General features: G+C 73.8%; 20 protein-coding genes. 14 read left to right on the top strand and 6 right to left on the bottom strand.

Going from position 1 to position 26,344, the window contains the following annotated elements; genetic code table 11:
* Positions 1-36: 36 nt before the first annotated feature.
* The 5 genes from EIO00_RS10345 (at position 37) to EIO00_RS10365 (ending at position 2,518) form a co-directional block, all read left to right on the top strand.
* Positions 37-684, top strand: a complete 648-nt coding sequence (locus EIO00_RS10345) for an MBL fold metallo-hydrolase (RefSeq protein ID WP_140177596.1) — start codon at positions 37-39, stop codon at positions 682-684.
* Positions 681-1,346 (top strand): HAD family hydrolase, encoded by a 666-nt coding sequence (locus tag EIO00_RS10350; protein ID WP_140177598.1) that lies wholly within the window; start codon positions 681-683, stop codon positions 1,344-1,346. Before EIO00_RS10345 ends, EIO00_RS10350 begins: the two co-directional genes overlap by 4 nt.
* A gap of 121 nt (positions 1,347-1,467) precedes the next feature.
* On the top strand, positions 1,468-1,674 hold the full coding sequence (locus EIO00_RS10355) for a PspC domain-containing protein (protein WP_140177600.1): 207 nt from the start codon (positions 1,468-1,470) through the stop codon (positions 1,672-1,674).
* A 23-nt stretch (positions 1,675-1,697) separates the two neighbouring features.
* Entirely contained in the window at positions 1,698-2,051 is a 354-nt protein-coding gene (locus tag EIO00_RS10360) for a VOC family protein (protein ID WP_140177602.1), read from the top strand.
* Between the two features lie 83 nt (positions 2,052-2,134).
* Positions 2,135-2,518, top strand: a complete 384-nt coding sequence (locus tag EIO00_RS10365) for a hypothetical protein (protein WP_206664102.1) — start codon at positions 2,135-2,137, stop codon at positions 2,516-2,518.
* 28 nt (positions 2,519-2,546) lie between these two features.
* Here the strand turns inward: EIO00_RS10365 and lysX are convergent, their stop codons facing one another.
* The gene (gene lysX / locus EIO00_RS10370; protein ID WP_175596182.1) at positions 2,547-5,849 is read right to left on the bottom strand and encodes a bifunctional lysylphosphatidylglycerol synthetase/lysine--tRNA ligase LysX; all 3,303 of its coding nucleotides are present in this window, start codon (positions 5,847-5,849) and stop codon (positions 2,547-2,549) included.
* A gap of 321 nt (positions 5,850-6,170) precedes the next feature.
* Here lysX and EIO00_RS10375 point away from each other — a divergent pair, with 321 nt between their 5' ends.
* Genes EIO00_RS10375 through EIO00_RS10385 form a run of 3 tightly spaced genes read left to right on the top strand, consistent with a single transcriptional unit; the run spans position 6,171 to position 11,189 of the window.
* The gene (locus EIO00_RS10375; RefSeq protein WP_140177604.1) at positions 6,171-8,021 is read left to right on the top strand and encodes a serine/threonine-protein kinase; all 1,851 of its coding nucleotides are present in this window, start codon (positions 6,171-6,173) and stop codon (positions 8,019-8,021) included.
* Between the two features lie 41 nt (positions 8,022-8,062).
* Positions 8,063-9,670, top strand: a complete 1,608-nt coding sequence (locus EIO00_RS10380; protein WP_140177606.1) for a serine/threonine-protein kinase — start codon at positions 8,063-8,065, stop codon at positions 9,668-9,670.
* A gap of 55 nt (positions 9,671-9,725) precedes the next feature.
* Positions 9,726-11,189, top strand: a complete 1,464-nt coding sequence (locus EIO00_RS10385; protein WP_140177608.1) for a serine/threonine-protein kinase — start codon at positions 9,726-9,728, stop codon at positions 11,187-11,189.
* Here the strand turns inward: EIO00_RS10385 and EIO00_RS10390 are convergent.
* Together EIO00_RS10390 and EIO00_RS10395 are read right to left on the bottom strand one after the other, a co-directional pair.
* The gene (locus EIO00_RS10390) at positions 11,170-11,832 is read right to left on the bottom strand and encodes a response regulator (RefSeq protein WP_140177610.1); all 663 of its coding nucleotides are present in this window, start codon (positions 11,830-11,832) and stop codon (positions 11,170-11,172) included. The genes EIO00_RS10385 and EIO00_RS10390 overlap by 20 nt on opposite strands.
* The gene (locus EIO00_RS10395) at positions 11,829-13,079 is read right to left on the bottom strand and encodes a sensor histidine kinase (RefSeq protein WP_161602686.1); all 1,251 of its coding nucleotides are present in this window, start codon (positions 13,077-13,079) and stop codon (positions 11,829-11,831) included. The genes EIO00_RS10390 and EIO00_RS10395 overlap by 4 nt, the downstream gene beginning before the upstream one ends.
* A gap of 256 nt (positions 13,080-13,335) precedes the next feature.
* Between EIO00_RS10395 and EIO00_RS10400 the strand changes: the two genes are divergently transcribed.
* The 4 genes from EIO00_RS10400 (at position 13,336) to EIO00_RS10415 (ending at position 17,490) form a co-directional block, all read left to right on the top strand.
* Entirely contained in the window at positions 13,336-13,959 is a 624-nt protein-coding gene (locus EIO00_RS10400) for a TetR/AcrR family transcriptional regulator (protein ID WP_241661259.1), read from the top strand.
* An 82-nt stretch (positions 13,960-14,041) separates the two neighbouring features.
* Positions 14,042-14,674 carry a LysE family translocator gene (locus EIO00_RS10405; RefSeq protein WP_140177615.1) on the top strand — a complete coding sequence of 211 codons (633 nt, stop codon included), beginning with the start codon at positions 14,042-14,044 and terminating at the stop codon, positions 14,672-14,674.
* Between the two features lie 126 nt (positions 14,675-14,800).
* Positions 14,801-16,087 carry a PucR family transcriptional regulator gene (locus EIO00_RS10410; protein ID WP_140177617.1) on the top strand — a complete coding sequence of 429 codons (1,287 nt, stop codon included), beginning with the start codon at positions 14,801-14,803 and terminating at the stop codon, positions 16,085-16,087.
* Positions 16,088-16,149: 62 nt separating this feature from the next.
* The gene (locus EIO00_RS10415) at positions 16,150-17,490 is read left to right on the top strand and encodes an MFS transporter (RefSeq protein ID WP_140177619.1); all 1,341 of its coding nucleotides are present in this window, start codon (positions 16,150-16,152) and stop codon (positions 17,488-17,490) included.
* A gap of 4 nt (positions 17,491-17,494) precedes the next feature.
* On the opposite strand, the gene EIO00_RS24500 is transcribed toward EIO00_RS10415, so the two are convergent.
* Positions 17,495-20,566 carry a D-alanyl-D-alanine carboxypeptidase gene (locus EIO00_RS24500; protein WP_241661260.1) on the bottom strand — a complete coding sequence of 1,024 codons (3,072 nt, stop codon included), beginning with the start codon at positions 20,564-20,566 and terminating at the stop codon, positions 17,495-17,497.
* A 205-nt stretch (positions 20,567-20,771) separates the two neighbouring features.
* Positions 20,772-22,094, bottom strand: a complete 1,323-nt coding sequence (locus EIO00_RS10425; RefSeq protein ID WP_140177620.1) for a cytochrome P450 — start codon at positions 22,092-22,094, stop codon at positions 20,772-20,774.
* 297 nt (positions 22,095-22,391) lie between these two features.
* On the opposite strand from EIO00_RS10425, the gene EIO00_RS10430 reads away from it, so the two are divergent.
* Together EIO00_RS10430 and EIO00_RS10435 are read left to right on the top strand one after the other, a co-directional pair.
* Positions 22,392-23,153, top strand: coding sequence for a Mut7-C RNAse domain-containing protein (locus EIO00_RS10430; RefSeq protein WP_277752868.1), 762 nt, complete (start codon positions 22,392-22,394; stop codon positions 23,151-23,153).
* Positions 23,154-23,312: 159 nt separating this feature from the next.
* On the top strand, positions 23,313-23,768 hold the full coding sequence (locus tag EIO00_RS10435) for a nitroreductase family deazaflavin-dependent oxidoreductase (RefSeq protein ID WP_140177622.1): 456 nt from the start codon (positions 23,313-23,315) through the stop codon (positions 23,766-23,768).
* Positions 23,769-24,600: 832 nt separating this feature from the next.
* On the opposite strand, the gene argS is transcribed toward EIO00_RS10435, so the two are convergent.
* A complete protein-coding gene (gene argS / locus EIO00_RS10440; RefSeq protein ID WP_140177624.1) occupies positions 24,601-26,325 on the bottom strand; it encodes an arginine--tRNA ligase in 1,725 nt (574 codons plus the stop codon).
* Between the last annotated feature and the right edge of the window lie 19 nt (positions 26,326-26,344).

A 26,344-nucleotide genomic window follows, 5' to 3' on the forward strand; every position in this document is an offset into this window, starting at 1 on the left:
GCGCCCGTGAAAGCATCGGGACGGAAGGAGGAGCGCATGAGGCTGACCAAGCTGGGACACGCCTGCGTACGGCTCAGCAAGGACGAGGGCACCCTGGTGATCGACCCGGGCGGGCTCACCCCCGAGACCGACGCCCTGGCGGGGGCCGACGCCGTGCTCATCACCCACGAGCACTTCGACCACTTCGACGAGGACCGCATCCGCCGGGCGATGGCCGAGAACCCGAGGCTGCGGGTGTACGCCTCCGCGACCGTGGCGGACAAGCTCGCCGACCTCGGCTCCCGGGTCGTTGAGACCGGGGACGGGGACTCGTTCGCCGTCGCCGGATTCCAGGTCCACGTCCACGGGGCCGAGCACGAGATCCTCGACCCGGACCTGCCGCCCGTCCCCAACACCGGGTACCTGATCGACGGGGAGGTCTTCCACCCCGGCGACGCGCTGACCGTTCCGCCGGTGCGGGTGCCCACGCTGTGCCTGCCCGGCACCGCGCCGTGGCTGAAGGTCTCCGAGATGTACGCCTACCTCAAGGAGGTCGCCCCCGACCGGGCGTACGTCGTCCACGACGGCATCCTCAACGACGTGGGCATCGCGATCATGGAGAACCACGTCGGCAACGCCGCCGCCAAGGCCGGTGACCGGGACTACCGGCGGCTCAAGCCCGGCGAGGCGGTGACGCTGGGGTGAGCCGGATCGAGGCGGTCCTCTTCGACATCGGCGAGACGCTGATCAACGAGGGGGAGATCTACGGCCGCTGGGCCGACTGGCTCGGGGTGCCCCGGCACACGTTCCTGACCAAGCTGGGCGCGATGCTGGCGGCCGGCGGCACCGCCATGGACGCGTTCGAGCACTTCCGGCCGGGCTTCGACCTGGCGGCCGAGGAGAGGAGGCGGGCCGAGGCCGGGGTCCCCAACGGCTTCGGCCCCGCCGACCTGTACCCCGACGTCCGCGACTGCCTGGCCGGGCTGCGCGCGCAGGGCCTGCTCGTCGGGGCGGCCGGCAACCAGCCGGTGGAGGCGGCCGAGCAGTTCGCCGCGCTCGGGCTGCCGATGGACATGGTCGGCATCTCCGACGTGTGGGGGGTGAGCAAGCCGGACCCGGAGTTCTTCGCCCGCTGCGCCGCCGAGTGCGGCCGTCCCCCCGCCGCGATCCTGTACGTCGGCGACCGGATCGACAACGACGTGCGTCCCGCGCTGGCGTTCGGCATGCAGGTCGCGTTCCTGCGGCGCGGACCGTGGGGGCACATCCAACGCGACGAGGAGGCGCTGCGCCGCTGCGCCTTCGTGCTGGACGACCTGGCCGCCCTGCCGGAGCTGGTGGCCGCCCGCAACGCGCGGCGGAACCCCTAGGGGACTTCCCCTACGTCGCGGGTAGGTGCACGGATCGGTCGCAGGAGTGATTCGGATCCGATCGTCCGGTTCCTAGCGTGAGAGGTGAACCGGACGATCGTGCACCGAAGGAGTGGAGATCATGACCGGTCTGTACCGTCCCCGCGACGGCAGGGTGATCGCCGGAGTCTGCGCGGGCCTGGCCCGCAGGTTCGACCTCTCGCCCGGAACGGTTCGGCTTCTCGCGGTTCTGTCGTGTCTGCTGCCCGGACCGCAGTTCGTCGTCTATATCGTGCTGTGGATCATGTTGCCGGACGAGGAGAAATACCTTGCACGCAGTGGCCGCTGAGCGGAGCGGGGCGGGCGGTGTCCATGGCTAGCTCATGGAACTGGCTCGTCGTCGACTGCGCCGACCCCCGCCGACTGGCCGAGTTCTGGAGCCGGGCGCTGGATTTCAAGATCCTGGAGGAGGACGCCGAGAGCGTCACGGTGGGCCTGGACGAGGGCACCTATCCCAAGCTCCTCTTCCTGCGGGTGCCCGAGCCCAAGACCGGCAAGAACCGGCTGCACCTGGACCTGACCCCCGACGACCAGGAGGCCGAGGTGGAACGCCTGCTGGCGCTGGGGGCGCGGCGCGTCGACATCGGCCAGGGCGAGCGGCCCTGGACGGTGCTGGCAGACCCGGAGGGCAACGAGTTCTGCGTGCTGCAAGGCGAGGGCCTCTGACCGAGGTCCGCCGAGGTGCTCCGCCCGGTGTCGGCGGGCGGAGACGGCCGGGGCGATCGGCGCGATGCGGCATGATCGGCGTCATGGACACGGCGGAACTCGTGGAGACCTGGCGGCGGATCATCGTCGGGGAGCACAAGTCGTGGGTGCTGTTCGCCCACGGCACCGTGGTGATCTGCATGGAGCCGGAGGAGGACCTGGCCGCCCAGGCCACCGCGATCCTGCGGGAGTACGGGCCGGTCCGGGCCGGCACCCCGGCCGGGGACTTCGGCGTCATCGTGCTCCAGGACGCCCCCGGCTGGGTGGTGTACGGCCACCACGACGACGTGCTCACCTACGTCGCGCCCGAGGAGATGGGCGCCGAGGAGCCCGAGGAGATCTCGGTCGGCCTGTACGGGCGCGCCAAGCGCGACCAGGACGGCCGCGAGCTGAAGATCGTCCACATCGAGGACCGGCGGCCGGCCTGAGCGCGGCGGCCCGCGCCGCGGGGCCGGCTCACCGCGGACGGACCAGCGGGAACGCGATGGTCTCGCGGATGCTCTTGCCGGTGAGGGTGACCAGCAGGCGGTCGATGCCCATTCCCATGCCCCCGGCGGGCGGCATGGCGTACTCCAGGGCCCGCAGGAAGTCCTCGTCCAGCTCCATCGCCTCCGGATCCCCGCCCGCGGCCCGCAGCGACTGCTCGGTCAGCCGACGGCGCTGTTCGACGGGGTCGGTCAGCTCGCTGTAGGCGGTGCCCAGCTCCAGCCCGAACACGATCAGATCCCACTTCTCGGCCAGCCGCCGGTCCGCCCGGTGCGGGCGGGTCAGCGGAGAGGTCTCGGCCGGATAGTCCCGCACGAACGTGGGGGCCGTCAGATGCGGCTCCACCAGGGCCTCGAACAGCTCCTGCACCAGCCTGCCCCGCCCCCAGTCCATGTCGAAGACCAGACCGGCCCGCTGGGCGTGCTTGCGGAGCGGCTCGATCGGGGTGTCCGGGGTGATCTCCTCGCCGAGGGCCTCCGACACCGACCCGTACACGGTGACGTGCCGCCACGGCTCGGCCAGGTCGTGCTCCACGCCGTCGCGCACCAGCACCGTCGTGCCGAGCGCGGCGCGGGCGGCCTCCAGCACCAGCTCCCGGGTCAGCGTCACCATCGTGTCGTAGTCCCCGTAGGGCTCGTAGGCCTCCAGCATCGTGAACTCGGGGTTGTGCCGGGCCGACACGCCCTCGTTGCGGAAGCTGCGGTTGATCTCGAAGACCTTGCCGACCCCGCCGACCAGCAGCCGCTTGAGGTACAGCTCGGGCGCGATCCGCAGGTACAGCTGCATGTTGTAGGCGTTCATCCGGGTGACGAACGGCCGGGCGGCGGCGCCGCCGTGGATCGGCTGCAGCATCGGGGTCTCCACCTCGAGATAGCCGCGCCGCCGCAGCCCGTCCCGGATCGCCGCCACCGCGTCCGCGCGCATCCGCAGCATCCGCCGGGCCTCGTCGTCGACGATGAGCTCCACGTACCGCTGCCGGACCCGCGCCTCCGGGTCGGCCGGCCTGCTGCGCTTGGTGGGCAGCGGGCGCAGGCACTTGGCGGTCAGCGTCCAGCGCGACACCAGGACCGACAGCTCGCCGCGCCGTGAGACGACCACCTCGCCCTCGACGCCGACCTGGTCGCCCAGGTCCACCAGCCGCTTCCAGTCGGCCAGCGCCTCCGGACGGCCGTGCCCGGCCAGCACGTCGTGCGCCAGCATGAGCTGGATGTCGCCGGTCTCGTCCCGCAGCGTGACGAACACCAGCCGGCCGTGCTCGCGGCTCAGCACCACCCGCCCGGCGATCGCGACCCGCTCCCCGGTGCGGGCGTCCGGCGGCAGGTCGCCGAACCGGGCGCGGATGTCGGCGGCGTGGTCGGTGCGGGGGAAGCCCAGCGGGTAGGGGTCCATCCCGGCCGCCCGGATCAGCTCCAGCTTGGCGTGCCGCACCCGCTCCTGCTCCGACAGCCGGCGCTGCGGGGCGCGGGCCGCCTCCGCCTCCTCCTCGATCCGCTTGATCTGCTCCACCAGCTCGGGGGAGGGGGCCTGCCGGGCGGCCCGGTCCAGCCTGGGCCGGTTGAGCGTCGGCAGGAAGCCCTCGGCCCGCGCGAACGCCAGCCCCAGCCGCACCAGGTCGCGGGACTGCTGGTAGCACACGAACCGCGGCGCCCACACCGGGTTGTACTTGGCGTTGGCCAGGTACAGCGACTCCAGCTGCCAGAACTTGGAGGCCGCCGACAGCACCCGCGCCCAGGCCCGGGCCACCGGGCCCGCGCCGAGCTGGGAGCCGCGCTCGAACGCCGACCGCAGCATCGCGAAGTTCAGCGATATCCGCTGCGCCCCGATCAACGGCGCCTGCTCGGCCAGCTTGGCGATCATGAACTCGTTGAGGCCGTTCTCGGCGGTGCGGTCGCGGCGCATCAGGTCCAGCGACAGCCCGGTCCGCCCCCATGGCACGAAGCTGAGGATGCCGCGCAGCTCGCCGGAGGCGTCGAACGCCTCCACCATCACGCACCGCCCGTCGGTCGGGTCGCCCAGCCGGCCCAGCGCCATCGAGAAGCCGCGTTCGACGGCGCCCTCCCGCCAGCGGTCGGCGCTGGCGATGATCCGTTCCATCTCCTCCGGCGGGATCTGCGCGTGCCGCCGGATCCGCACCGTGTAGCCGGCCCGCTCCACCCGGCGCACCGCCTGGCGGACCTGGCGCATCTCCCGGCCCTCCAGGGTGAAGTCGGTCAGCTCCACGATCGCCTCGTCGCCCAGCTCCAGCGCGTCGAACCCGTGCCGCCGGTACACGTGCGCGGCCCGCTCGCCCGCGCTGACCACTCCGGGGATCCAGGCGTGCGCCCGGCACTCGGCCAGCCACAGCTCGATCGCCGAGTCCCACGACTCCGGGTCGCCCAGCGGATCGCCGCTGGCCAGCGCCACCGCCCCCTCCACCCGGTAGGAGATGGCGGCCCGGCCGTTGGGCGCCACGATCACGTCCTTGTCGCGGCGCAGCGCGAAGTAGCCCAGCGAGTCCTGCTCCCCGTACTCGGCCAGCAGCCGCCGGGCGGGCAGCTCCTCCTCGGGGGTGAGCACCGCGTCTCCCCGGCCCGGCCGGAACAGCGCCCAGAACGTGATGATCAGCAGTCCGGCGCCCAGCACCCCCAGCAGCAGGTCGACCCGGGTCGGCACGTCCACGTCGATCGGCTCGCCGGTCACCCCGGGCCCGCCGATCGTCTGCAGCGCCGCGTACAGCGCGTCGGTGACGAACCGGCCGTCGGGGTCCCGGTTCGTCACCGTGACCAGGCCGGTGCCCAGCAGCCCGCTGACCAGGAGCACCCCGGAGAACACCTGGAGCGCCAACCTTCGGTTGGCCCGGTCCGGCAGCGTGTTGAACTCCCCCCGCGCCGCCGCCAGCAGGCCCAATACCGCGGTGTAGGCGGCCAGGGTGACCAGCTCGCCGGGCGGCACGCCCCCGCCCCGTTCGACCGCCCGCTTGCCGACCAGCAGCAGCGCCAGCCCGAAGTAACCGCCGAACAGCAGCACCAGGATCCGCCAGGCCGCCTTCTTGCGCCGCCGCACCCCCATCGACAGCAGGATCAGCAGCAGCCCGTACGGCAGGCTGGCGGTGAAGCCCAGGTAGTAGATCCAGCGCAGCGCCCAGATGCCGCCGAGCCGCTGGATCAGGTCCGAGGACACGAACGCCAGGATCGACAGCACGCCCGACAGCCGGGTGTACCAGAAGAACCCGTCGGGGATCGCCGTGACCAGGCGTCGCCAGGCCTGTCCCAGGCTCGCGCCGTCGGCCGTCATCGGCGCCTCGCGGCGCGGGGGCTTTCCTGTCGCACTGCTGGCTCTCACCATCGGCTCATCACGTGATGTCACGGCTCTGACCCGGACGCGCCGGTTCACCGGGCTTGTCTGTGTCGGCGGCCACGGTAACCGACCTCGTCGTCACCATCTGCAGTTTCCCCCTGTTCAGGGGGAGTGTCGCAGGACGGCGGCGCGGGCCGCCCGCGGGGCGGCGCCGAGGAGGGCGCCAACTTCCCGGCCGGGCACGGCGTCCAAGAGGATGGGGCCGTTGCCCGCGTGCCCCGTCCGAGGTTGTCAGCAATTGTCGATATGGTCGCGCATATGCCGAACGAGACCGCCGGGGAGAGACTGCTCGCCCGGCGTTACCGCTTGTTGGCCCCGGTCGGCCATGGCGGCATGGGGACGGTGTGGCACGCGCACGATGAGGTCCTCGGCCGCGACGTCGCGGTCAAGGAGGTCATCCTGCCGCACGGGCTGACCGATGAGGAGCGCGCCGTCCAGTACAAGCGCACCTTCCGGGAGGCCCGCACCGCCGCGCGGCTGGGACACCCCGGCGTGGTCACCGTCTACGACGTGGTCGAGGAGGACGGGCGGCCCTGGATCGTGATGGAGCTGATCCGGGCCCAGTCGCTCGACAAGGTGATCAAGCAGGAGGGTCCGCTGCCGGTGCGGCGGGCCGCCGAGATCGGCCGGCAGATGCTGGCCGCCCTGCACGCCGCGCACGAGGCCGGCGTGCTGCACCGCGACGTCAAGCCCAGCAACGTGCTGGTGACCGACGGCGACCGGGCCGTGCTGACCGACTTCGGGATCGCGGTGTCCGTCGGGGACGCCACCTTGACCCAGACCGGGCTGGTGATGGGCTCGCCCGCCTACATCGCCCCCGAACGCGCCCGCGGCCGGACCGCCGGTCCCGCCTCGGACCTGTGGTCGCTGGGCGTCACGCTGTACGCGATGCTGGACGGCCGCTCCCCGTTCGAGCGGCCCGAACCGATGGCCTCGCTGGTGGCGGTGATCTCCGAGGATCCGCCGCCCGCGCCGAACGCCGGGCCGCTGGCGCCGGTGATCGAAGGGCTGCTGCGCAAGGACCCGACCCAGCGGATGACCGCCCCCGAGGCCGGGATGCTGCTGGACGAGATCGTCCGCGAGGAGTCCTCCGCCGACGACGGCCGCACCCGCCCGGTGACGCCCCCGCCGCTCGATCCGGCCGACGGCCCCGGGGCGCCCGGCTCCGACGGACGCGACCGGGCGGTGCCGCTCTCGGCCCCCGACGCCTCCGAGGAGGCCGGCGACCCGCTGGCGACCCGGCTCGACGGAGACGATCCGCTGGCCACCCGGGTGGACTCCGACGACCCGCTGGCCACCCGGGACGACTCCGACGGGGGCGGGACCGGCGCCCGCACCGGCACGCAGGCGACCGTGCCGGAGCGGCCCGAGCTCATCACGCCGACGGCGCCGAGCGATCCGCCCTTCCGGTCCCCCCGCCCCGAGGGCCGTCCGATGCCGGGCGGGACGATGCTGATCGGCATCGTGGTGGCGGTCGTGCTGCTGGTGATCAGCGCCATGGCGGTGGCGCTGCTGCGGCGAGACGATCCCGCCGAGCCGGCGGGCCGCACCGGCGGATCCGTGCCCGCGCCGACCGCGAGCGCCGAGCCCACGGCCGAGCGCACGGTCCGGCCCACGTCGAGCGGGACCACCGCCGCGAGCGAGGTCCCCGAGGGCTTCCGCCTCTACCGGGACCCGACCGGGTTCACCGTCGCGGTCCCCGAGGACTGGAACGGACCCGAGCGCAAGGGGACCAGCGTGTTCTTCCGCCGCCCGGGCGGCGGCGCCTACGTCCAGTTCGACCAGACCGGCGACCCCGGCCCCAGCGCCCTGGACGACTGGAAGGATCTGGAGGCCGCGACCCGGGGCTCGCAGTTCCCCGACTACCGGCGGATCAAGCTGGGGCCGACCGGCGACCAGCCGCCGGTGCCCGACACCGGGAACGGCGATCGGTCGGCGGACTGGGAGTTCACCTGGCGGTCCGGATCCACCCGCATGCACGGGCTGGACCGCGGGTTCGTGGCCGGCGACCGGGGGTATGCGATCTTCCTGGTCGCCCCGGACTCGGAGTGGGACCGGGTGCGTCAGGAGCTGGACCCGGTCTTCCGGACCTTCCGGCCCGCCGAATGAGGGCGGCGGTCCGACCATGACAGCGATGGGTTCCTGCGACCATGGCGAATGATCGGCCTGATGAGGGGGCCGGCCGCCTGATCGCCGGCCGATACCGGCTGGAGTCGGTGCTCGGCCGCGGCGGCATGGGCACGGTGTGGCGGGCGCGCGACGAGATGCTCGACCGCCTGGTGGCGGTCAAGGAGGTCCGGGTCCGCGACGAGCTGGACGAGGCCGCCCGTCGGCAGGTGCGCGAGCGGACCCTGCGCGAGGCGCGGGCCACCGCCCGGCTCAGCCATCCCGGCATCGTCACCGTGCACGACGTGGTGGACGTCGACGACCGGCCGTGGATCGTGATGGAGCTGATCCGCGCCCGTTCCCTGGCCGACCTGCTGGAGCGGGAGGGGCCGCTGCCGCCGGAACGGGCCGCCGAGATCGGCCGGCAGATGGTCGCCGCGCTGCGGCACGCCCACGCCGTGGGCATCCTGCACCGCGACATCAAGCCCGCCAACGTGCTGATCACCGACGAGGGGCGGGCGGTGCTGACCGACTTCGGCATCGCCCAGATGGAGGGCGACGCCACGCTCACCCAGACGGGCCTGGTGATGGGCTCGCCGGCCTACCTGCCGCCGGAACGCGCCCGGGCCGAACGCGCCACCCCCGCCTCGGACCTGTGGTCGCTGGGCGCCACCCTGTACGCGGCCGTGGAGGGCCGCCCGCCCTACGACCGGCCCGACATGATGGCGGTGCTGGCGGCGTTGATGACCGAGGATCCGCCGCCGCCGCGCAACGCCGGCCCCCTCGCCCCGGTGATCGGCGGGCTGCTGGTCCGCGACCCGGCGCGCCGGCTGACCGCTCCGCAGGCCGAGGAGATGCTGGCGCAGGTCGCCTCGGGCGGCCGGCCCGCCCAGCCGTCTCCGGCCGCGCGGGCTGCCGGGACGCCGCCCGCGCCGCCGGGAGGCGCCACCCTCCCGGCCGCCCTCCCGACCGCGGCGGCGCCGGCCCGTTCCGCCGTCCACCCGGCGCTGCTGGTGCTGGTGGGCGCGCTGGCCGCGGTCGCGGTGACGCTCGCCGTCGTCCTGGTCGTCCGGCCGGACGACGATCCCCGGCAGGGCGCCGTCCAGGGCGGGGCGGCCGCGCAGACCACGCCCGCCGTGGTCTCCGGTCAGGACGGCGGACCACGGACTCCGGACGACACCGCCGTCCCCCTCGAGCCCACCCGCCCGGCGAGCCCCTCCGCGCCGCCGGGGCTGCGTCCGGTGAGCGGGCCCGGCTACCGGATCGCGGTCCCCGTCGGCTGGCGGCGGATGGAGCAGGGGGCGAGCGTCTTTTGGCGGGATCCCGACTCCGAGGCCTACGTCCAGGTCGACCGCACCCCCTGGTCCGGCGACCCGCTCTCCCACTGGGAGTGGTGGGAGTCGGAGGTCCTCGCCAAGGGCAGCCTGCGCGACTATCGCCGGGTGAGCCTCAGCCGGGTCACCGGCCTCCCCTACGACGCCGCCGACCTGGAGTTCACCTGGACGAACGCCGGAGGGACGCCGATGCGCGGCCTCGATCGGGGCGTCAAGGTCGACGGACGTCCCTATGCGGTGTTCATCGCGATCCCGCAAAGCGACTGGGACGCGAACGTGGAAAGGGTGAACAATATCCTCGACACGTTCCGGCCTTAGGGGACCGGACGACCACGGGAGGGACTCAGGCGTCCCAGACGGGGGACCATTCGGTATGGCGCAGGCTCAGCAGGGGCATCTGCTCGGGAACCGCTACCGTCTCGAGAGGGTGGTGGGCCGGGGCGGCATGGGCACCGTCTGGCAGGCTCACGACACCATGCTGGGCCGGGAGGTGGCGGTCAAGGAGGTGCTGCTGCCCCCTGGGCTGAGCCCGGACGAGCGCAACGTGCTGTACGAGCGGACCTTCCGGGAGGCGCGGGCGGCGGCGCAGCTCAACCACCCTGGCGTGGTCACCGTGCACGACGTGGTGAACGAGGACGGACGGCCGTGGCTGGTGATGGAGCTCGTCCGGGCCCGTTCGCTGCAGGACATGATCGACGAGAGGCCGCTGCCCTACACTCAGGCCGCCGAGATCGGCCGGCAGACCCTGGACGCGCTGCGGCACGCGCACAGCAAGGGGGTCCTGCACCGCGACGTCAAGCCCAGCAACGTGCTGATCACCGATGAGGGGCGGGCGGTGCTGACCGACTTCGGCATCGCCCAGATGGAGGGCGACTCCACGCTCACCCAGACGGGCCTGGTGATGGGCTCGCCCGCCTACATCCCCCCGGAGCGGGCGCAGGGCGAACGGGCGGTGCCCGCCTCGGACCTGTGGTCGCTGGGCGCCACCCTGTACGCGGCGGTGGAGGGCCGCTCCCCGTATGAGCGGTCCGACGCGATGGCCTCGTTGTCGGCGGTGCTCACCGAGCCGGTGCCGCCGCCGCGCAACGCCGGGCCGCTGACCGACGTGCTGATGGGGCTGCTGGCCCGCGAGCCGAGACATCGGATGAACGCCGACCAGGCGCTGTCCAAGCTCGCCGAGGTGGTCGAGATGGGACGGCGGTCCCGGCCGTCGACGTCCCACGACCAGGAGTTCCGCACCATCCCGGACGAGACCGTGCTGGATGAGACCGTGCTGGACGAGCCGTTCGAGCGGCCCGGCCGGGCGTCCGTCGGCTACGGCCCGCCTCCGCCGCTGCCGCCGGAGGCGACCGAGACGGTGCTGGACTCCGCCGAGCTCGACGTGCCCACCCGGGTGGACTCGGGCCGTCGCCCGCTGTCGTCCTCCCGTCCGTCCCCCTCGCCCTCCCCTCGGCCCTCCCGGCGGTCCTCTTCGCCTCCTCGGTCGTCCTCCGCGTCTTCTCGGTCGTCCTCCTCGTCCGCCCGGCCGAGCCCTCCCGACGCCGAGTCGCGCACCATGATCCAGCCTCCGGAGTGGAACATGCCGCCTCGGCCGTCCCCTCCGCCCTCCCCGCCGACCCCGTCCACCCTGTCCGCCCCGTCCCCTCCGTTCACCCCGCCGCCGTGGCAGCCTCCGCGGCCGAGCCACTACGAGCGGGAACGGACCAAGACCATCGTCATCGTGACCATCGCGGTGATCTTGGTGGTGCTCGCGGTGGTGGCGGGCGCGTTGATCCTGCGCTCTCAGGTCAACGCGCTCGGCCCGGCGGGGCCGACGATCACGACCAGCCGGGTCTGACCAGCCCCGACTGGTAGGCGAACACCACGAGCTGGGCGCGATCCCGCGCGCCCAGCTTGACCATGGCCCGGCTGACGTGGGTCTTGGCGGTGGCCGGGCTGACCACCAGCCGCTCGGCGATCTCCTCGTTGGTCAGGCCCTCGGCCACCAGCGCCATCACCTCCCGTTCCCGGTCGGTCAGGGCGTTCAGCCGCACGTCCGAGGCGGGCGGCCTGGCCCGGGCGGCGAACTCGGCGATCAGCCGCCGGGTGACGCTCGGCGACAGCAGCGCCTCCCCGGCGGCCACCACCCGCACCGCGTGGATCAGCTCCACCGGCTCGGTGTCCTTGACCAGGAACCCGCTGGCTCCGCCGCGCAGCGCCTCGAACACGTACTCGTCCAGCTCGAACGTGGTGAGGATGACGATCCGGGTGCCCGACAGCCGCTCCTCGGCGGCGATCCGCCGGGTGGCGGCCAGCCCGTCCAGCCGGGGCATCCGGATGTCCATCAGCAGCACGTCCGGACGCAGCCGTCGGGCCTGCTCGACCGCCTCGTGGCCGTCGCCCGCCTCGCCGACCACCTCGATGTCGGGCTGGGCGTCCAGCAACGCCCGGAACCCCGCCCGCACCAGCGCCTGATCGTCGGCCAGCAGCACCTTGATCATCGCTCCTCCGCCCCTCGCCGGCCGACCGGAAGCAGCGCGGCGACCCGGAAACCGCCGCCCGGCCGGGGCCCCGCGGTGAACTCCCCGCCCAGCGCGGCCGCCCGTTCCCGCATCCCGGTCAGCCCGCTGCCGCCGGAGTCCTCCGGCAGCAGCGCCGCGCCCCGCCCGTCGTCGTCCACCCTGACGGACACCCCCCGCTCGTCGCAGGAGACCCGCACCCACACCGTCACCGGACCGGGACCGGCATGGCGGGCGACGTTGGTCAGCGACTCCTGCACGATCCGGAACGCCGCCAGCCCGGTCCCGGCGGGCAGCGCGCCCGGCTCGGGCAGGTCCACCTCGGCGTGCACGGTCAGACCGGCGGCGCGGGCGCGGTCCAGCAGCTCCGGCAGGCGGTCCAGGCCGGCGGCGGGCGACCGCGGAGCGGTCTCGCCCTGCTGCCGCAGCACCCCGATCACCTGTCGCATCTCGGCGAGCGCCTCCTTGCTGGCCGTCTTGATCGCCGCCAGCGCGGTGCGCGCCTGCTCCGGCCGCTCGTCGATCAGATGCAGCGCCACCCCCGCCTGCACATTGATCATCGAGATGTTGTGCGCCAGCACGTCGTGCAACTCCCGGGCGATCCGCAGCCGCTCTTCGCTGGCCCGTCGGCGTTCGCGCTCACGGCGTCTGCTCTCGGCCTCGGCGGCCCGTTCCGCGGAGATCCGCACCAGCTCCGACCCGGTCAGCGCCACCAGAACCGCCAGCAGCCCGATGACGGCGCCGGCCGCCGTGGGGCGCTCCACCGGGAACAGCCGGTCGCCCGTCCCCCGCAGCTCGGCGGGCACTCCGATGAACCAGGTCAGGGTGCAGTAGCCGAAGAACCCGGTGAGCGTCCCCACCCATGCGCTGATCCGATGACCGGCCACCACCAGCGCCAGCACCGCCACGAACAGCAGCAGGAACACCGGGCCGTACGGATAGGCGCGCAACAGGTAGAGCACCACGACGGCGCCCACCGTGAGCGCGGTCGGCACCGGAAGGCGCCGCCGGGCCAGCAACGCCGCCGCCCCGGCGACCAGCAGCCCGATCGCCGCCGCGTCCAGCCTGGTCGTCGGGTAGGCGTGCGGCCCCTCCAGGGCGTTGCGCTGCGCCCCCAGCGACCCGGCCACGACGAACGCCCCCGCCAGCAGCGGCACGATCCACACCGGCCAGTCGCGGGGACGCAGCCCCGGCTGCAGGAACGGACGGAACGCCGTGGGAACGGTCATGCTGCACGGTAACCGGTTCGTCGGAAGGCGGGCGTCGGCCGCCGGGAGTGCTCTGGAGTACTCCCGGCGATGTACGCCGGGTCCCTTATCTTCCCCCCACCGCGTCGGCCGAACACCCGTCCCGCCGGCGGCCGAGGGGAGCGGAGGGCCTGGGGCCGGCCTCGGCGGTGCACGGCCCCCGAGGGGCCTCCGCGGTCCCGGTCGTCCGGTGCCGCCCCGGGTGCGCGAGAATGAAGGCGCAGGCAAGGAGGATGATTTGCCCGAATCGCCCGGTGACGTGCGCATCACCGTCACCCGCACCCTGACCAAGGACCAGCAGGCCCGCCGCACCAGACTGATCGACGCCGCCCGCCGGCTGGCCCTGGAGGGCGGGTACGCGGCCGTGACCATGCACGACGTCGCCGATCGGGCGGGCGTCGCCCGCGCCACGGTGTACCGCTACTTCGCCACCAAGGATCATCTGCTCACCGAGGTCGCCGCGCTGTGGGCGGAGCAGATCACCTCCGACACCTCGGCGGCGCTCACCGGCGAGACCCCGGCCGAGCGGATCACCGCGCTGATGGGACGCATCGTCGAGGTGGCCGCCGCCGAGCTCACCCTCACCTCGGCGATCATCCAGGCGATCACCTCCGACGACCCCGGCGTCGAGGACGCGCGCAACGCGCTGTTCCTGCAGATGCGCACCCGGCTGGCGGCCGCGCTCGGGGAGTCGGCGCCCGATCTGGAGGAGGTGGAGATCCTGCTCGGCCACGTGCTGCTGTCGGCGCTGGTCTCCCTGACCTCGCTGGGCCGGCCGGTGGAGGAGGTGCGCGGCATGATCGCCACCGCCGGGCGGCTGATCACCGCCGGGATGACGGCCCTGCAGAACGAGCCCGCCTGACCGGTCGCGGTCCGCCCCGTCCTCCGCGTTCTCCGCCGACCCGCCGAACGACGGGATCCCGCCCGGGCATACCGTGCCGTTCATGACGAATCCGCTGGTGTTCCTGGCGGCGGCCGTGACGCTGGTGGCCGTCCCGGGGCCGAACCACTTCTACATCATCGCCCGCAGCGTCGGAGAGGGACGCCGGGCCGGGGTCGTCTCGGCGCTGGGGGTGGAGACCGGCACCCTGCTGCACGCCGTCGCGGCGGCGGCCGGGCTGTCGGCGCTGGTGGCCGCCTCGGCCACCGCGTTCACCGCCCTGCGCTACGCCGGCGCCGCCTACCTGATCTTCCTCGCGATCCGCACGTTCCGCGACCGGAGCTCCCTCGCCGAGCGGACGCCGCCCCCGCAGCCGCTGCCCCGGGTGTTCCTGGACGGGCTGCTGGTCAGCCTGTTCAACCCCAAGGTGATCGTGTTCTTCCTGGCGTTCCTGCCGCAGTTCGTGGACCCGGCGGCCGGTTCGGTGCCCGCGCAGACCGTGCTGCTCGGGCTGGTCGTCGTGCTCCTCGGACTGCTGTCGGACCTGGTGTGCGCCCTGGCGGGAGGGGCGCTGGGCGGCCGGCTGCGCACCCGGTCCGCGTTCCGGCGACGCCAGGCCTACGCCGCCTGCGCGGTCTATCTGGGGCTGGGGCTGGCCGCGCTGCTCGGGCCCGCGCCGCGCCGGGCCGGGGCCTAGCGAACGCTTCTTTATCACTTGAGTGATAACACGGACGCGCGAATGCGTGCCCGACCGCGAAGTCCCCGCGGTGACCGGGAGGTAGCTTCCGGAAAACCGTGACCGCCGACCACGGAGGTAGGACGGGTGAGCTCTCCCCAGCACAGCCAGACCCTCGAACCCTGGGTCGCCGTTCCGGGTGAGATCGCCGACCTGTGCCGCCCCCTTTTGGGGGAGGTCGCAGAGGAGATGATCGAGGAGATCCAGCGGGGAGTGCCCGAGTACGCGCGGCCGCTCGACGAGGAGTACGCGCGGATGGTGCGGCTGGCGGTGGAGGGCGCGGTGCGCCAGTTCATCGACCTGATCGGCGATCCGGACGCCTCCTGGGAACAGGTCACCGCCGTCTACCGCGACATCGGGCTGGCCGAGGCGCGCGAGGGCCGCAGCCTGGACGCGTTGCAGACCGCGCTGCGGCTGGGCGCCCGGGTGGCCTGGCGGCGGCTGGCACTGGAGGCCGAGCGGCACAACGTCTCCCGGCGCGTCCTCAGCCGGCTGGCCGAGGCGATCTTCGCGTTCCTGGACGAGATCGCCGCCGCCGCCACCGCCGGCTACAACGAGGCGCGCTCCCAGGCCGCCGGGGAACTGGAGCACCGCCGTCGCCGGCTGCTGGACCTGGTGCTGTCGGACCCGCCGGCCTCCCCGCAGGCGATCGCCGAGCTGGCCCGGACCGCCCGATGGCAGGTGCCGCAGACCGTCGCCGCCGTCGCCCTGGCCGAACGCGGCGAGCAGCGCTTCGCCCATCCGGCGCTGCCGCCGGACGTGCTGGCCGACGTCAACCGGCGGGAGCCCTGTCTGGTGGTGCCCGACCCCGACGGCCCCGGCCGGTACCGGATGCTGGAGAACGGGCTGCGCGAGTGGACCGCCGCGGTCGGCCCCACCGTGCGGGTGGAGGAGGCGGCCAAGTCGTTGCGCTGGGCGCGCGAGGCGCTGGCGCTGGCCCGCCGCGGAGTGCTCCCCGCCGACCGGCCGGTGCGGTGCGTGGACCACATGCCGACGCTGGTCATGTTCAAAGACGAGGACCTGATCCGGCTCGTCGGCGAACGCCGGCTGGCCCCGCTGCAGCAGGTCCGGCCCCGCCACCGGGAACGGCTCGCCCGCACCCTGCTGGCCTGCCTGCAGAGCGGGTTCAACGCCACCGAGGTCGCCTCCCGGCTGCACGTCCACCCGCAGACCGTCCGCTACCGGCTGCACCAGCTCGAGCAGCTGTTCGGCGAGGAGCTGTACGACCCCGACATCCGGCTGGAGCTGGAGATGGTGCTGCAGGTGCACCTGTTCCGCCTGGCCGAGAAGGACGGCCGGGCCGACGTGATCGCCCTGAAGGACCCGCGCCGTTCCGCTCCTCCGCCTCCGATCGCGGCCGCCTCCCGATCTTGACGGGCGGTCGCCTCCGGTGATCTTGTAGGGGCAGCGCGGTGTCGCTCCCGAGGAGGCCCCCGATGACCGAGGCGGAACCGCTCAGCCGAGGCCGACTGCTGGGGTATGCGATCGGATCGGTCGGCACCGGGATCTTCTCGGCCCTGCCCGGCCTGTTGCTGCTGTACTACCTGACCGACGTGCTCGCCGTGTCGGCGGGGCTGGCGGGCGTGCTGCTGGTCCTGCCGAAGGCGTGGGACGTGCTGCTGAACCCGGTGGTGGGCGCCGCCAGCGACCGTGAGGCGGTGCGCACCGGCCGGCGGACCCGCCTGCTGCTGGTCGGCGCGGTCTCGCTGCCGCTGCTGTTCATCGCCATGTTCGCGGTGCCGGGATCCTCACCGGCGCTGGCCGCCTGCTGGGTCGGCCTGGCGTTCCTGCTGGCGGCGTCGGCGTTCGCGTGCTTCCAGGTGCCGTACGTGGCGCTGCCCGCCGAGATCTCGCCCCGCGAGGACCAACGGGCGCGGACCATGGCGTGGCGGATCGTGGCGCTGACCGTCGGGATCCTGGTCGCCGGGGGCGTCGCGCCCGTGCTGGTGGAGGCCGGCGGGGGAGGACGCGCCGGATACGCGCTGATGGGAACGGTCGTGGGGATCGTCCTCGGCGCCGCGCTGATGACCGCGGTCGTCAGCACCCGATGGATCCCCTCCTCGGCGGGACCGCGTCCGCTCGGGCTGATCGCCGCGCTGCGCACCGCCCGCGGCAACCGGCCGTTCTTCATGCTGCTCACCGCCGCGGTGCTGCAGACGCTGGCGGTGGCGGTGATGCTGACCGGGGCGCCCTATGCGGCGACGTACCTGCTGGGCGACTACGGGCTGACCTCCCTGATGTTCGTGTGCCTGGTCGGGCTGAGCGTGCTGGGCGTCCCGATGTGGCACCGGCTGGCCCGGCGGCATGGGACGGTGCCGTGCTACGCCGTCGCGGTGGTGGTGTTCGCCGCCGGGACCGTCGTGCTGTACCCGGCGCTGGAGGCGGCCGCCACGGGGGCCGTGCTGGCGCTGAGCGGCGTCCTGGGCCTCTGCTACGCGGCGATGCAGCTGCTGTCGTTCCAGCTGCTGCCCGAGTCGGTGCGCGCCGACAGCAACCGGACCGGGCACGCCCAGTCCGGCGCCTTCACCGGGGTGTGGATGGCCGCCGAGACCGGGGCGCTGGCGCTGGGGCCGGGGGTGTTCGCGGCGGTGCTGGCGTTGGGGTCCTACCGGGCGACCGACTTCGAGCACCCGGTCGTGCAGCCCGACAGCGCGCTCACCGCCCTCACCATGGGGTTCACCCTGCTGCCCGCGGTGCTGCTGGTGATCAGCATCCCGCCGCTGCTGGCGTACCGGCGGCTGGCCGCCCGGCAGTACGCGACCGTGCCCGCCGCCTGAGGCGTCACTCCAGCCGGGTCAGCCGGGCGATCAGATCGGGCTCCCGGAGATCCTGCGGGACCTCGACGGGGAAGCGGGCCGCCCCTTCGCCCTCGCCCACGACGACCTCCCCGACCTCGGTGCCGCGGGGGGCCCGGTGCGGCGGGTCGCCCTCGATGCCGACCCGCACGGTCAACCCCGGCCAGCCGACCAGGGTGACCGGCGTGGCGGCCGTCACCGGCGTCCGGCCGCCCAGCCCGTCGTCGACCGTCCCGACCCGCTCGCCCGCCTTGACCAGCGTCACCGTCCTCAAGGCGCTCTGGGCGGAGGCCAGCACCCGCCGGGTGACGCTCATGGCGGCCATGGCGCTGGCGCCGGACTGTCCCATCACCGCCCCGAGGATCAGCGTGTTCACCCCGCCCACGGGACGGCGGGCCATGAACACGAAGTTGCCGCCCGCCGCATCGGTGTAACCGGTCTTGCCGCCGAAGATCCCGAGTTGGCCCAGCAGGACGTTCCCCGCCGGCCGGACGGGCCCGCCGTCGTTGGGCACGTACGTGCGCTGCGCCACCACCTCGGCGAACGCGGGCAGCTTCATCGCCGCGCGCAGCAGCTTGATCTGATCGGCCGCCGTGCTCACCGTTCCCGAGTCGTATCCGCTGGGGTCGGTGTAGCGGGTGTTGGTCATCCCCAGCTCCCGCGCGGTGGCGTTCATCTTCTCCACGAACGCGGGGATGCTGCCGGCGTCCCAGCGGGCCAGCTCGTGCGCGATGTTGTTGGCCGACACCACCATCAACGCCTCGAGCGCCTTGCGCTCGGTGAACCGCTGGCCGGCCACCACGTCCACGTGCGACTCGCCCCGTTGCTTGCGCTGCGGCAGCCGCGCCGCCTCCTGCGCGGAGATCGTGAACGTCGGCCCCTCCTCGCCCGGGCGCAGCGGGTGGTTCTTCAAGAACACGTACGCCGTCATCACCTTCGCCACGCTGGCGGTGGGGATCGGCGTCTGCGGCCCGGCGCTGCCGATGGTGCCGAGACCCTCCACATGGAGCACCACCTGCCCTTGGGCGGGCATCGGCAGCACCGGCGAGGAGCCCTCGAACGTGTAGGTGGGCGGCAGCGCGAGCTTCAGGGCGGGCTCGGGCACCGGCCGGACCAGCTGCACCGTCACCGCCACCGCCAGCAGGACCGCCAGCAGCGCCGTGACGATCAGGGCCCGTCGCCGCCCTCTGCCCTCGCGCTCGGGTTCGACGACGGAATCCAGAGGGGCGGGCTCGAGGAGGCCGGGTCCGGCCGCGTCGGGCTCCACGGGCGCGGGTCCGAGAGGGGCGGGGCGGACGATCCCGGCGGGCGGTCCGCCGGCGACCGCGGGCCCCCGATACGGCTCCAGCTCCCCGGCGGGCTCGGAGTCCGCGAGGGGCGGTCGCCGCGGCTCCCGGCCGAAGGGGACCGGCGGCGCCGGCCGCTCCACCGTCGCCGGAGGCAGCGCCAGCGCCTCCAGCGCCCGCACCCCCTCGGCCTGCCGCGCGGCGCCGTCGGCGGCCTCGTCCCGCTCGGCCTCGGGGGTCGCGGCCGGGGACTCTGCGGCCGGCCCGGCGTGTCCCGCCGCGGGATCCCCGGTCTGCCGGGGCCGGTCGCCCGGCCGCCGCGCCGTAGCGGGCACCGGCGGCTCGGGCCGGGTGGGCGGGCCGGACGGGCCGTGCTCCGGAGGAGCGCCCGCGTCCGCCACCGCGGGCCATGCCTCGCCGTCATGCCGGGTCGGGCGCGGTTCCCGTTCGACCTCCCGCCCGGTGTCCGGGCGCGCGGCCGTCTCGCGCTGCTCGGCCGACGGGACGGAGGGACGCCGGTCGCGCCCGGTCTGCGCGGGAGGCGCCGCATCCTCGCCGTGGGGCCGCTCCGCGGCCCCGTCGGCGCCGGACCGCTCCGCCTCGGGCCGGGCGGCCGCCCGGGGGCGGGGCGTGTCCCGGGGCGCCTCCTGCTCGGGGGAGGCCGAGGCGTCGGATGTGTCGGACGGACGCTCCTCGACGACGCGGGAGGCGTCCGCCGCGGGCCGGTGCTCGGCCTCGGCGGGCCGCTCGGCGCCCTCGGCGGGCTCGGTGTCGGGTTCGGCGGGCCGGGCGGGTTGTGATGCGCGCTGCGCCGTCCGCGGGGGCGGCCATACGGGCAGCGGCCGCGCCGCCGGGGACGCCGAGGGAGCCGGCCATTGCGGCGGTGCCGGGGGCGCGGGCCGGGGGGAGTCCGTCTCGGCGGCGTCCCCCTGCTCGGCGATCTCTCCGGCGGGCCGCTCGGCGGGCTCCTCCTCGGCGGAGGGCGACGTCTCCCGGGCGTCCTCGCGCACCTCGGCGTACCACTGGCGGGCGGACTCGGGCATTCGGCGCCCGGTCGACGCCGCCGACTCCTGCGGGGACGTCTCGGCGTGATCGTCGGACGGCTCGGCCGCGGGGGAGGGTTCGTCGCCCGCTGCGGTCGCGGCGCTCTCGTCGTCCTCCGGCGATCCGGCGGCGGGCTCCTCTCCCGGCGTGGAGCCGGGGGCGGTCTCCGCGGCGGCCGGTTCGCCCCCGGCGGGTTCGGGGGAGCCGGCCTCGTCGGCGGCGGCGTCCTCGTCCCGGTCCTCGGAGCGGTCGCCGCGATCCTCCGCGGAGGCCTCCCGCGGAGGGGAGGAGGGCTCATCCGCGCACGAGCCGGGATCCGCGCCGTCCGGCTCCCCGGCGACCTGATCCGTGGACCCCGCGTCCGGGGCCTCCCCGTCCGCGGAGTCCGCGGCCGCGGCCGTCTCCTCTGCGGCGGGAGCCTCGGCGTCGGCGTCCTCCGCCGTGGAGGCCTTCTCGTCCGCGGCGGGGTCCTCCGCCGAAGGAGCCTCGTCCTCGACGGCCTCCTCCGCGGCGGAGTCCCGGGCGTCGGCGGTCATCGTCTGCGGCTTTCCGTCCTCCTCGGGCTCGGCGGGCTCGGCGGACTCGGCGGATTCGTGCGCGGACGGGGCCGCAGGGGACGCGGCGCCGGGACGGGAGGCGGAACGGGCGAACGCCCCCTCGCCCGCCGAGGCGGTGGAACGCGCGGCGGGCTCGTCGCTGTCGACGAGTTCCTCGGGGGAATCCGACACGGCGTGACCTCCCTGCTCGCGTCGGAGCCCTGGCTGATATCGCCCATGCCCCGCCGGGCACGGAGGCTCACCGGTGACCTGACTTCGCCCGATCAGTTCGGTGTGGGTCGGATCAGCGGGCTCGCCCGGTTATTGTGCCCGTTCCCGATCCGTCGGGCGACCAGATCTCCGGTGTGGTTCGGTGACCGTCTGATAACGGAATGCTTCATCGTTCGTCACGACGTTCATCTCGGCGCAGGATCCGCACCAGCCTGCGGAGCATGCGCCCGCTCCCCGCGCCGCCGCTCTCGGCCGGCGCCGACCGCCGTTCCGGGGAGGGCGGGACCGGGGAGGGCGAGCGGAGCCCGTACCGCACCGGCAGGGACCGCAGCCCTCGCATGAGCACCGAGGACCGCCACGGCAGGCGGTCCGGCGGCAGCGTCGGCTCCAGCCAGGCCATCCGCTCCTGCAGGCGCTCCACCGCGATCGTGGCCAGCGTGGTCGCCAACGGGCCGCCGGGACACTGGTGGGCGCCCGCCCCCCAGGCCAGGTGCGCCCGTGAGCTGAACACCGAGGACGGATCGTGGGCCCCGGCGAACGACGGGTCGGTGTGCGCGGCGGCCACCGACAGCATCACCGGGTCCCCGGCCGCGATCACGGTGCCGCCCAGCACGGTGTCGGCGAGGGCGAAGCGGAACGTCAGGTTGGCGTACGGCGGATGCACCATCGCCGCCCGGTTCACCGTCTCGCGGATCATCCCGGTCGTGGTGTCGGCCGTCTCCTGGTAGAGCACCTCCAGGAGGGTGCCGCAGATCAGCGCGGTGGTCAGCTCGCCGAGCATGCTCACCAGATGCATCACGGCGGTGGCGGCCTGCTCGTCGGTGCACTCGGGCCACGCGGCGATCAGCCGGGAGGGGAAGTCCTCCTCCGGGGCGCGCCGCCGGTCCGCGCAGACCCGCCCGCACAGGTCCAGCAGCCGGGCGGACGCCTCCGCCGTCTGCGGCCCGCCGTCCAGCAGCGATCGGATGTCCCGCATCACCTCGTCGCCGACCTCGCCGAACCCCGCCAGCAGGTCGACGGCCATCAGCATCAGCGGTCGGGCGTACTCGTCGACCAGGTCCGCGTTCCCCTCGGCTCCGCGTTCGCCCAGCAGCGAGATCAGTTCGTCGGCCTGCCGGCGCACCCGGGCCTCCAGTCGTCGCGCCGCGCCCTGCGACCGGTCCTGGAACGGCCGCAGCGCCGCCGACCAGGCGGCCCGCAGCTCCGAATGCTCCCGTCCCTCGGCGAACGGGACGCCGCCCGCCCGGAACGCCGGCAGCAGCGGCCAGTCGGCCGGGACGGTGCCCTGGGTGTAGCCGCGCCAGTCCTCCAGTCGTTTGCTCCACACCCCCGTGTCGTTCCGCAGCACTTCCAGCACTTCGGCATATCCGAGGACGAACCAGCACGGAACGCCGAGCAGATCGATCGGGGCCACCGGCCCGTGCGCGGCGCGCAGGCTCTCGTATGTGGCCGCGCGGACGTCGAAATCCCGGGTCAGCAGCGGTGTCAACAGCGCCGCCGGCAGTGCGCGGATCCCGGGAGGAGCATCGTGTGAGGGAGAGTGGTCCATGGTTCTTCTCGCTCGACGGCCGGGGCGGACGCGGCAGGTGACATGGTTCCGCCGTGCATGATCGGACACTGTAGGGACACGTCCGGCCAAAGGAACAGATGTCAGACCGAACCTGACCGCAATGCGCTTTTTCAATTCGTCGGCGTTATCACCGTCCGTCGATCGGCGTGGCCGGGCCGTGCACGGCGGGAAGAAAACGGGTCCCGGAATGCGCTTCGGACATGGCAAGCTGACGACGTGGACGAAACGGACAACGGAACGGGCGCGGTGCTGCACTTCGCACCGGAGCTGCGGATGTTCCTGCCCGCGAACCGCCGCCGCGGGCCGCAGCGAGTGGCCCTGGACGGCACCTCGACGCTCGGTCATCTGGTGGAATCGCTGGGCGTTCCGCTGCCCGAGGTCGGGCCGTTGACGGTCAACGGCGCCCGGGTCGACCCCTCCCATCACCCCGCCCCCGGCGATGTGATCGAGGTCGCCGCGGTTCCCCGGCCGCAGCCGGTGCCGCTGGAGCCGGGTCAGACCGCGCCTCGGTTCCTGCTGGACGTCCACCTGGGGACGCTGGCCCGCCGGATGCGGCTTCTCGGACTGGACACCGTCTACCACAACGACATGGACGACCCCGCCCTGGTGGAGCAGGCCAACGCCGAACGCCGGGTGCTGCTCACCCAGGACCGCGGGCTGCTGCGCCGCCGCAAGCTGTGGCTGGGCGCCTACGTCCGCGGCTCCAAGCCCGATGACCAGCTCCGTGATCTGCTGGAGCGGTTCGCCCCGCCGCTGCGTCCCTGGAGCCGCTGCACCGCCTGCAACGGGCTGCTGGCCGAGGTCGACAAGACCGATGTCGAGCCCCTTCTGGAGGCCGGGACCCGCCGCACCTACGACGTGTACGGGCGGTGCCGGGACTGCGGGCAGGTGTACTGGCGCGGCGCCCACGGCGAGCACCTGGCCCGGATCGTCGACGCGGCTCAGGCCACGGTGAGCGCCGCCCGCGCCGGCGTCTGACCGGCGGTCGTCCTCTGCACCCGATGGCGGATGCTCCGTCCCTTGTGCAGAGCGCTGCCTTCTTTAAAGAGCACTGCTCTTGACCCGGAGCGAGAGTCTCAGATTGAATGCTCTCAAGAGAGAGCACTGCTCTCGATTTCGGCGAGTTCAGGAGTCAGGATGACCGACGGCACCCTCCGCTACGTCGAGGCCGGCGCGTTCGCCTCCGTCGTCAACCGCCTGGCGGGGTGGCTGGTCCGCCACGGCGTCGGCCTCTTCGGCAGTCGCATGCTCTACGTTCGCGGCCGCAAGACCGGCCGGTGGCGAGGCACCCCCGTCAACGTCCTCACCGTCGACGGCGTCCGCTACCTGGTGGCCCCGCGCGGACACACCCAGTGGGTCCGCAACCTGCGCGCCGCCGACGGCCGGGGCGAGCTCCGCCTGGGCCGCCGCGTCGAGCCCTTCACCGCCGCCGAGATCCCCGACGCCGACAAGCCCGCCGTCCTCCGCGCCTACCTTCGCTGCTGGAAGTGGGAGGTCGGCGCCTTCTTCCCGGGACTGGGCCCCGACTCCGCCGACGAGGACCTCCTCAAGGCGGCACCCGGCTACCCCGTCTTCCGGCTGACCTCCGGCTGACCCGGCCGGGGCCGCACCGACGTCTGCGGCGCCCCGTACGGTCCGCTCGCCGCGACCGGGTCCCGGTCGCGCGCCACATGGGTCGCACACGGGCTCCCACGGGGGCGACGAAGAGACCGCCGTCCCGTTCGCTCCGGCGTGCGGCGTGTCGGCCCGGTGGGCGACGGCGCTGCGCACCAGACCGGCGGTCGCCTCGGGATGCCGAAGGACGGTCACGGCGGACACCTCACGCAGATGACGCCCGGACCCGGACAGCACACGGTGCGGGCCCTCCGGCGGGACCCCGTGGGGAAGACCGGCCTGACGCCCCTGTTCCGGCGTCGCGATCCCGCGTCGCGATCCCGCACGGTCAGTGGTGCCGATCGCCCGTGAAGGCCGCGGCCGCCCCCGTGGGACGGGTCGCTCCAGCCGGGGATCGACGGCGTCGACCGGCGCGGCCGCCCGCGCCGCCAAGGGACGGAGCCGCGGATCCGGCCGGTTCAGCCGGTCCCGCACCTGCGGATCTTCTCGTCATGCGTCCATGCGCCCATGGGACCCCGCCTCGGGCATTGTCGGCGTCCGCCGCAGGCCGGCACCGTGAGGCGCCGACGCCGACCGCCGCCCACTCGCAGATCATCGGCGCCGAGCCGAGGGCTCGGCCCGGCGGTGCCGGGAGAGGACGAGGACCTCGCGAGGAGCTTCCCCCGACCCGCTCGTCCGCCTTCGATCTCGTCCGGCCTCGACCCGCCGGGGCGGATCGCGGACCGCCCTCGATCCGCCCCGGCCGACGATGCGAGCCGATCGGAGCACGGGCCGCGTTCCTCCGCGTCGTGCGGCGCGGAGGAACGCGGGATCACATCTGGTCGGGGGATTCGATGCCGAGCAGGTCCAGGCCCAGCTTGAGGGTGCGGGCGGTCAGGTCGCACAGGACCAGCCGGGCGGTGCGCACCTCGCCCTCGGCGTTCAACACCGGGCAGTTCTCATAGAACGCGGTGAAGGCGGTGGCCAGCGAGTACAGGTACTGGGCCAGCCGGTGGAACTCCAGATTCTCGACGATCTGGGCGACCACGCCCTCGAACCCCAGCAGCTGCAGGGCCAGCGCGCGTTCGGTGGGCTCGGTGAGGGTGAGGGGCGGAACGTCCCGCGGAGGCTCGATGCCGCCCTTGCGGAAGATCGAGCAGATCCGCGCCCGGGCGTACTGCAGGTACGGAGCCGTGTTGCCGTCGAACGACAGCATCCGGTCGTAGTCGAAGACGTAGTCCTTGACCCGGTCGGTGGACAGGTCGGCGTACTTGACCGCGCCGATGCCGACCGCCTTGGCCACCGCGGCCCGGGTCTCGGCGTCCAGATCGGGGTTCTTCTCCGCGACGATCGCGCTCGCCCGGTTGACCGCCTCCTCCAGCAGGTCCACCAGCTTGACCGAGGCGCCCGCCCGGGTCCGCAGGATCTTGCCGTCGCTGCCCAGCACCGACCCGAAACCGATGTGCTCGGCCCGGGCCGGCGGGGTCAGCCAGCCGGCCTCCCGGGCGGTCTGGAAGATCATGTCCAGATGCAGCCGCTGCGGCAGGCCCACCACGTACACCAGCCGGGTGGCGTGCAGCTTGCGCAGCCGGTGCCGGATGGTCGCCAGGTCGGTGGCCGGGTAGCCGAAGCCCCCGTCGGACTTGCGCACGATCAGCGGCAGCGGTTCGCCGTCCCGGCCGGTGAAGCCCTCGGGGAAGACGCACTTGGCGCCCTCGCTCTCGCGCAGCAGCCCCAGCTCCTCCAGCTCGTCGACGACCGACTCCAGCTGGTCGTTGTAGTAGCTCTCGCCGTAGAAGTCGTTCTCGTCGAGCTTGGCGCCCAGCAGCCGGTAGACGGCCAGGAAGTACTTCTGCGACTCGGTGATCAGCATCCGCCACAGCCGCAGCGTCGCCTCATCGCCGCTCTGCAGCAGCACCACCCGGCGGCGGGAGCGCTCTTGGAAGGCGGGATCGGCGTCGAACTTGCGCCGCGCCGCCTGATAGAAGCCGTTCAGATCACCGACCGACAGCTCATGGGCGGCCTCGGCCTCGCCGATGTCCAGCAGGTGCTCGACCAGCATGCCGAACGGCGTGCCCCAGTCGCCCAGATGGTTCTGCCGGATCACGGTGTGGCCGCAGAACTCCAGCAGGCGCACCGTCGCGTCCCCGATGATCGTCGAGCGCAGGTGCCCGACGTGCATCTCCTTGGCCGCGTTCGGCGCCGAGTAGTCGACCGTGACGACCTCCGGCCGCTCCGCCTCGGGCACGCCGAGCCGTTCGTCGGCGGCCGCCTCGGCCAGCAGCCGGCCGATCGCCTCGTTGGAGAGCGTCAGGTTGATGAACCCCGGCCCGGAGATCTCGACCTTCGAGCACAGGTCGTCGAGCTCGGCCCGCTCCACCACTCGTGCGGCGATGTCCCGGGGGTTGCCGCCGAGTCGTCGCCTCAGCGCCAGCGCCGCGTCGGACTGGAAGTCCGCATGCTGCGAACGGCGGACCGCGGGGTCCACCGGCTGACCTGCCACCGCCTCGAACGCCGGCGCCAACCGCCGGCGGAGCAACTCCTCTACATCTGCCACACCGGGAAAACTACCGACT

It is taken from the genome of Thermomonospora catenispora (genome assembly GCF_006363815.1).
Classification (GTDB): Bacteria; Actinomycetota; Actinomycetes; order Streptosporangiales; family Streptosporangiaceae; genus Thermomonospora; species Thermomonospora catenispora.

Coding starts and splice junctions, on each gene's coding strand:
- EIO00_RS10405 (WP_140177615.1), top strand. CDS start 14,042: ATGACGAATCCGCTGGTGTTCCTGGCGGCGGCCGTGACGCTGGTGGCC.
- EIO00_RS10435 (WP_140177622.1), top strand. CDS start 23,313: ATGACCGACGGCACCCTCCGCTACGTCGAGGCCGGCGCGTTCGCCTCC.
- EIO00_RS10380 (WP_140177606.1), top strand. CDS start 8,063: ATGGCGAATGATCGGCCTGATGAGGGGGCCGGCCGCCTGATCGCCGGC.
- EIO00_RS10365 (WP_206664102.1), top strand. CDS start 2,135: ATGGACACGGCGGAACTCGTGGAGACCTGGCGGCGGATCATCGTCGGG.
- EIO00_RS10360 (WP_140177602.1), top strand. CDS start 1,698: ATGGCTAGCTCATGGAACTGGCTCGTCGTCGACTGCGCCGACCCCCGC.
- EIO00_RS10375 (WP_140177604.1), top strand. CDS start 6,171: ATGCCGAACGAGACCGCCGGGGAGAGACTGCTCGCCCGGCGTTACCGC.
- EIO00_RS10415 (WP_140177619.1), top strand. CDS start 16,150: ATGACCGAGGCGGAACCGCTCAGCCGAGGCCGACTGCTGGGGTATGCG.
- lysX (WP_175596182.1), bottom strand. CDS start 5,849: ATGACGGCCGACGGCGCGAGCCTGGGACAGGCCTGGCGACGCCTGGTC.
- EIO00_RS10390 (WP_140177610.1), bottom strand. CDS start 11,832: ATGATCAAGGTGCTGCTGGCCGACGATCAGGCGCTGGTGCGGGCGGGG.
- EIO00_RS10395 (WP_161602686.1), bottom strand. CDS start 13,079: ATGACCGTTCCCACGGCGTTCCGTCCGTTCCTGCAGCCGGGGCTGCGT.
- EIO00_RS10385 (WP_140177608.1), top strand. CDS start 9,726: ATGGCGCAGGCTCAGCAGGGGCATCTGCTCGGGAACCGCTACCGTCTC.
- EIO00_RS10355 (WP_140177600.1), top strand. CDS start 1,468: ATGACCGGTCTGTACCGTCCCCGCGACGGCAGGGTGATCGCCGGAGTC.
- EIO00_RS10345 (WP_140177596.1), top strand. CDS start 37: ATGAGGCTGACCAAGCTGGGACACGCCTGCGTACGGCTCAGCAAGGAC.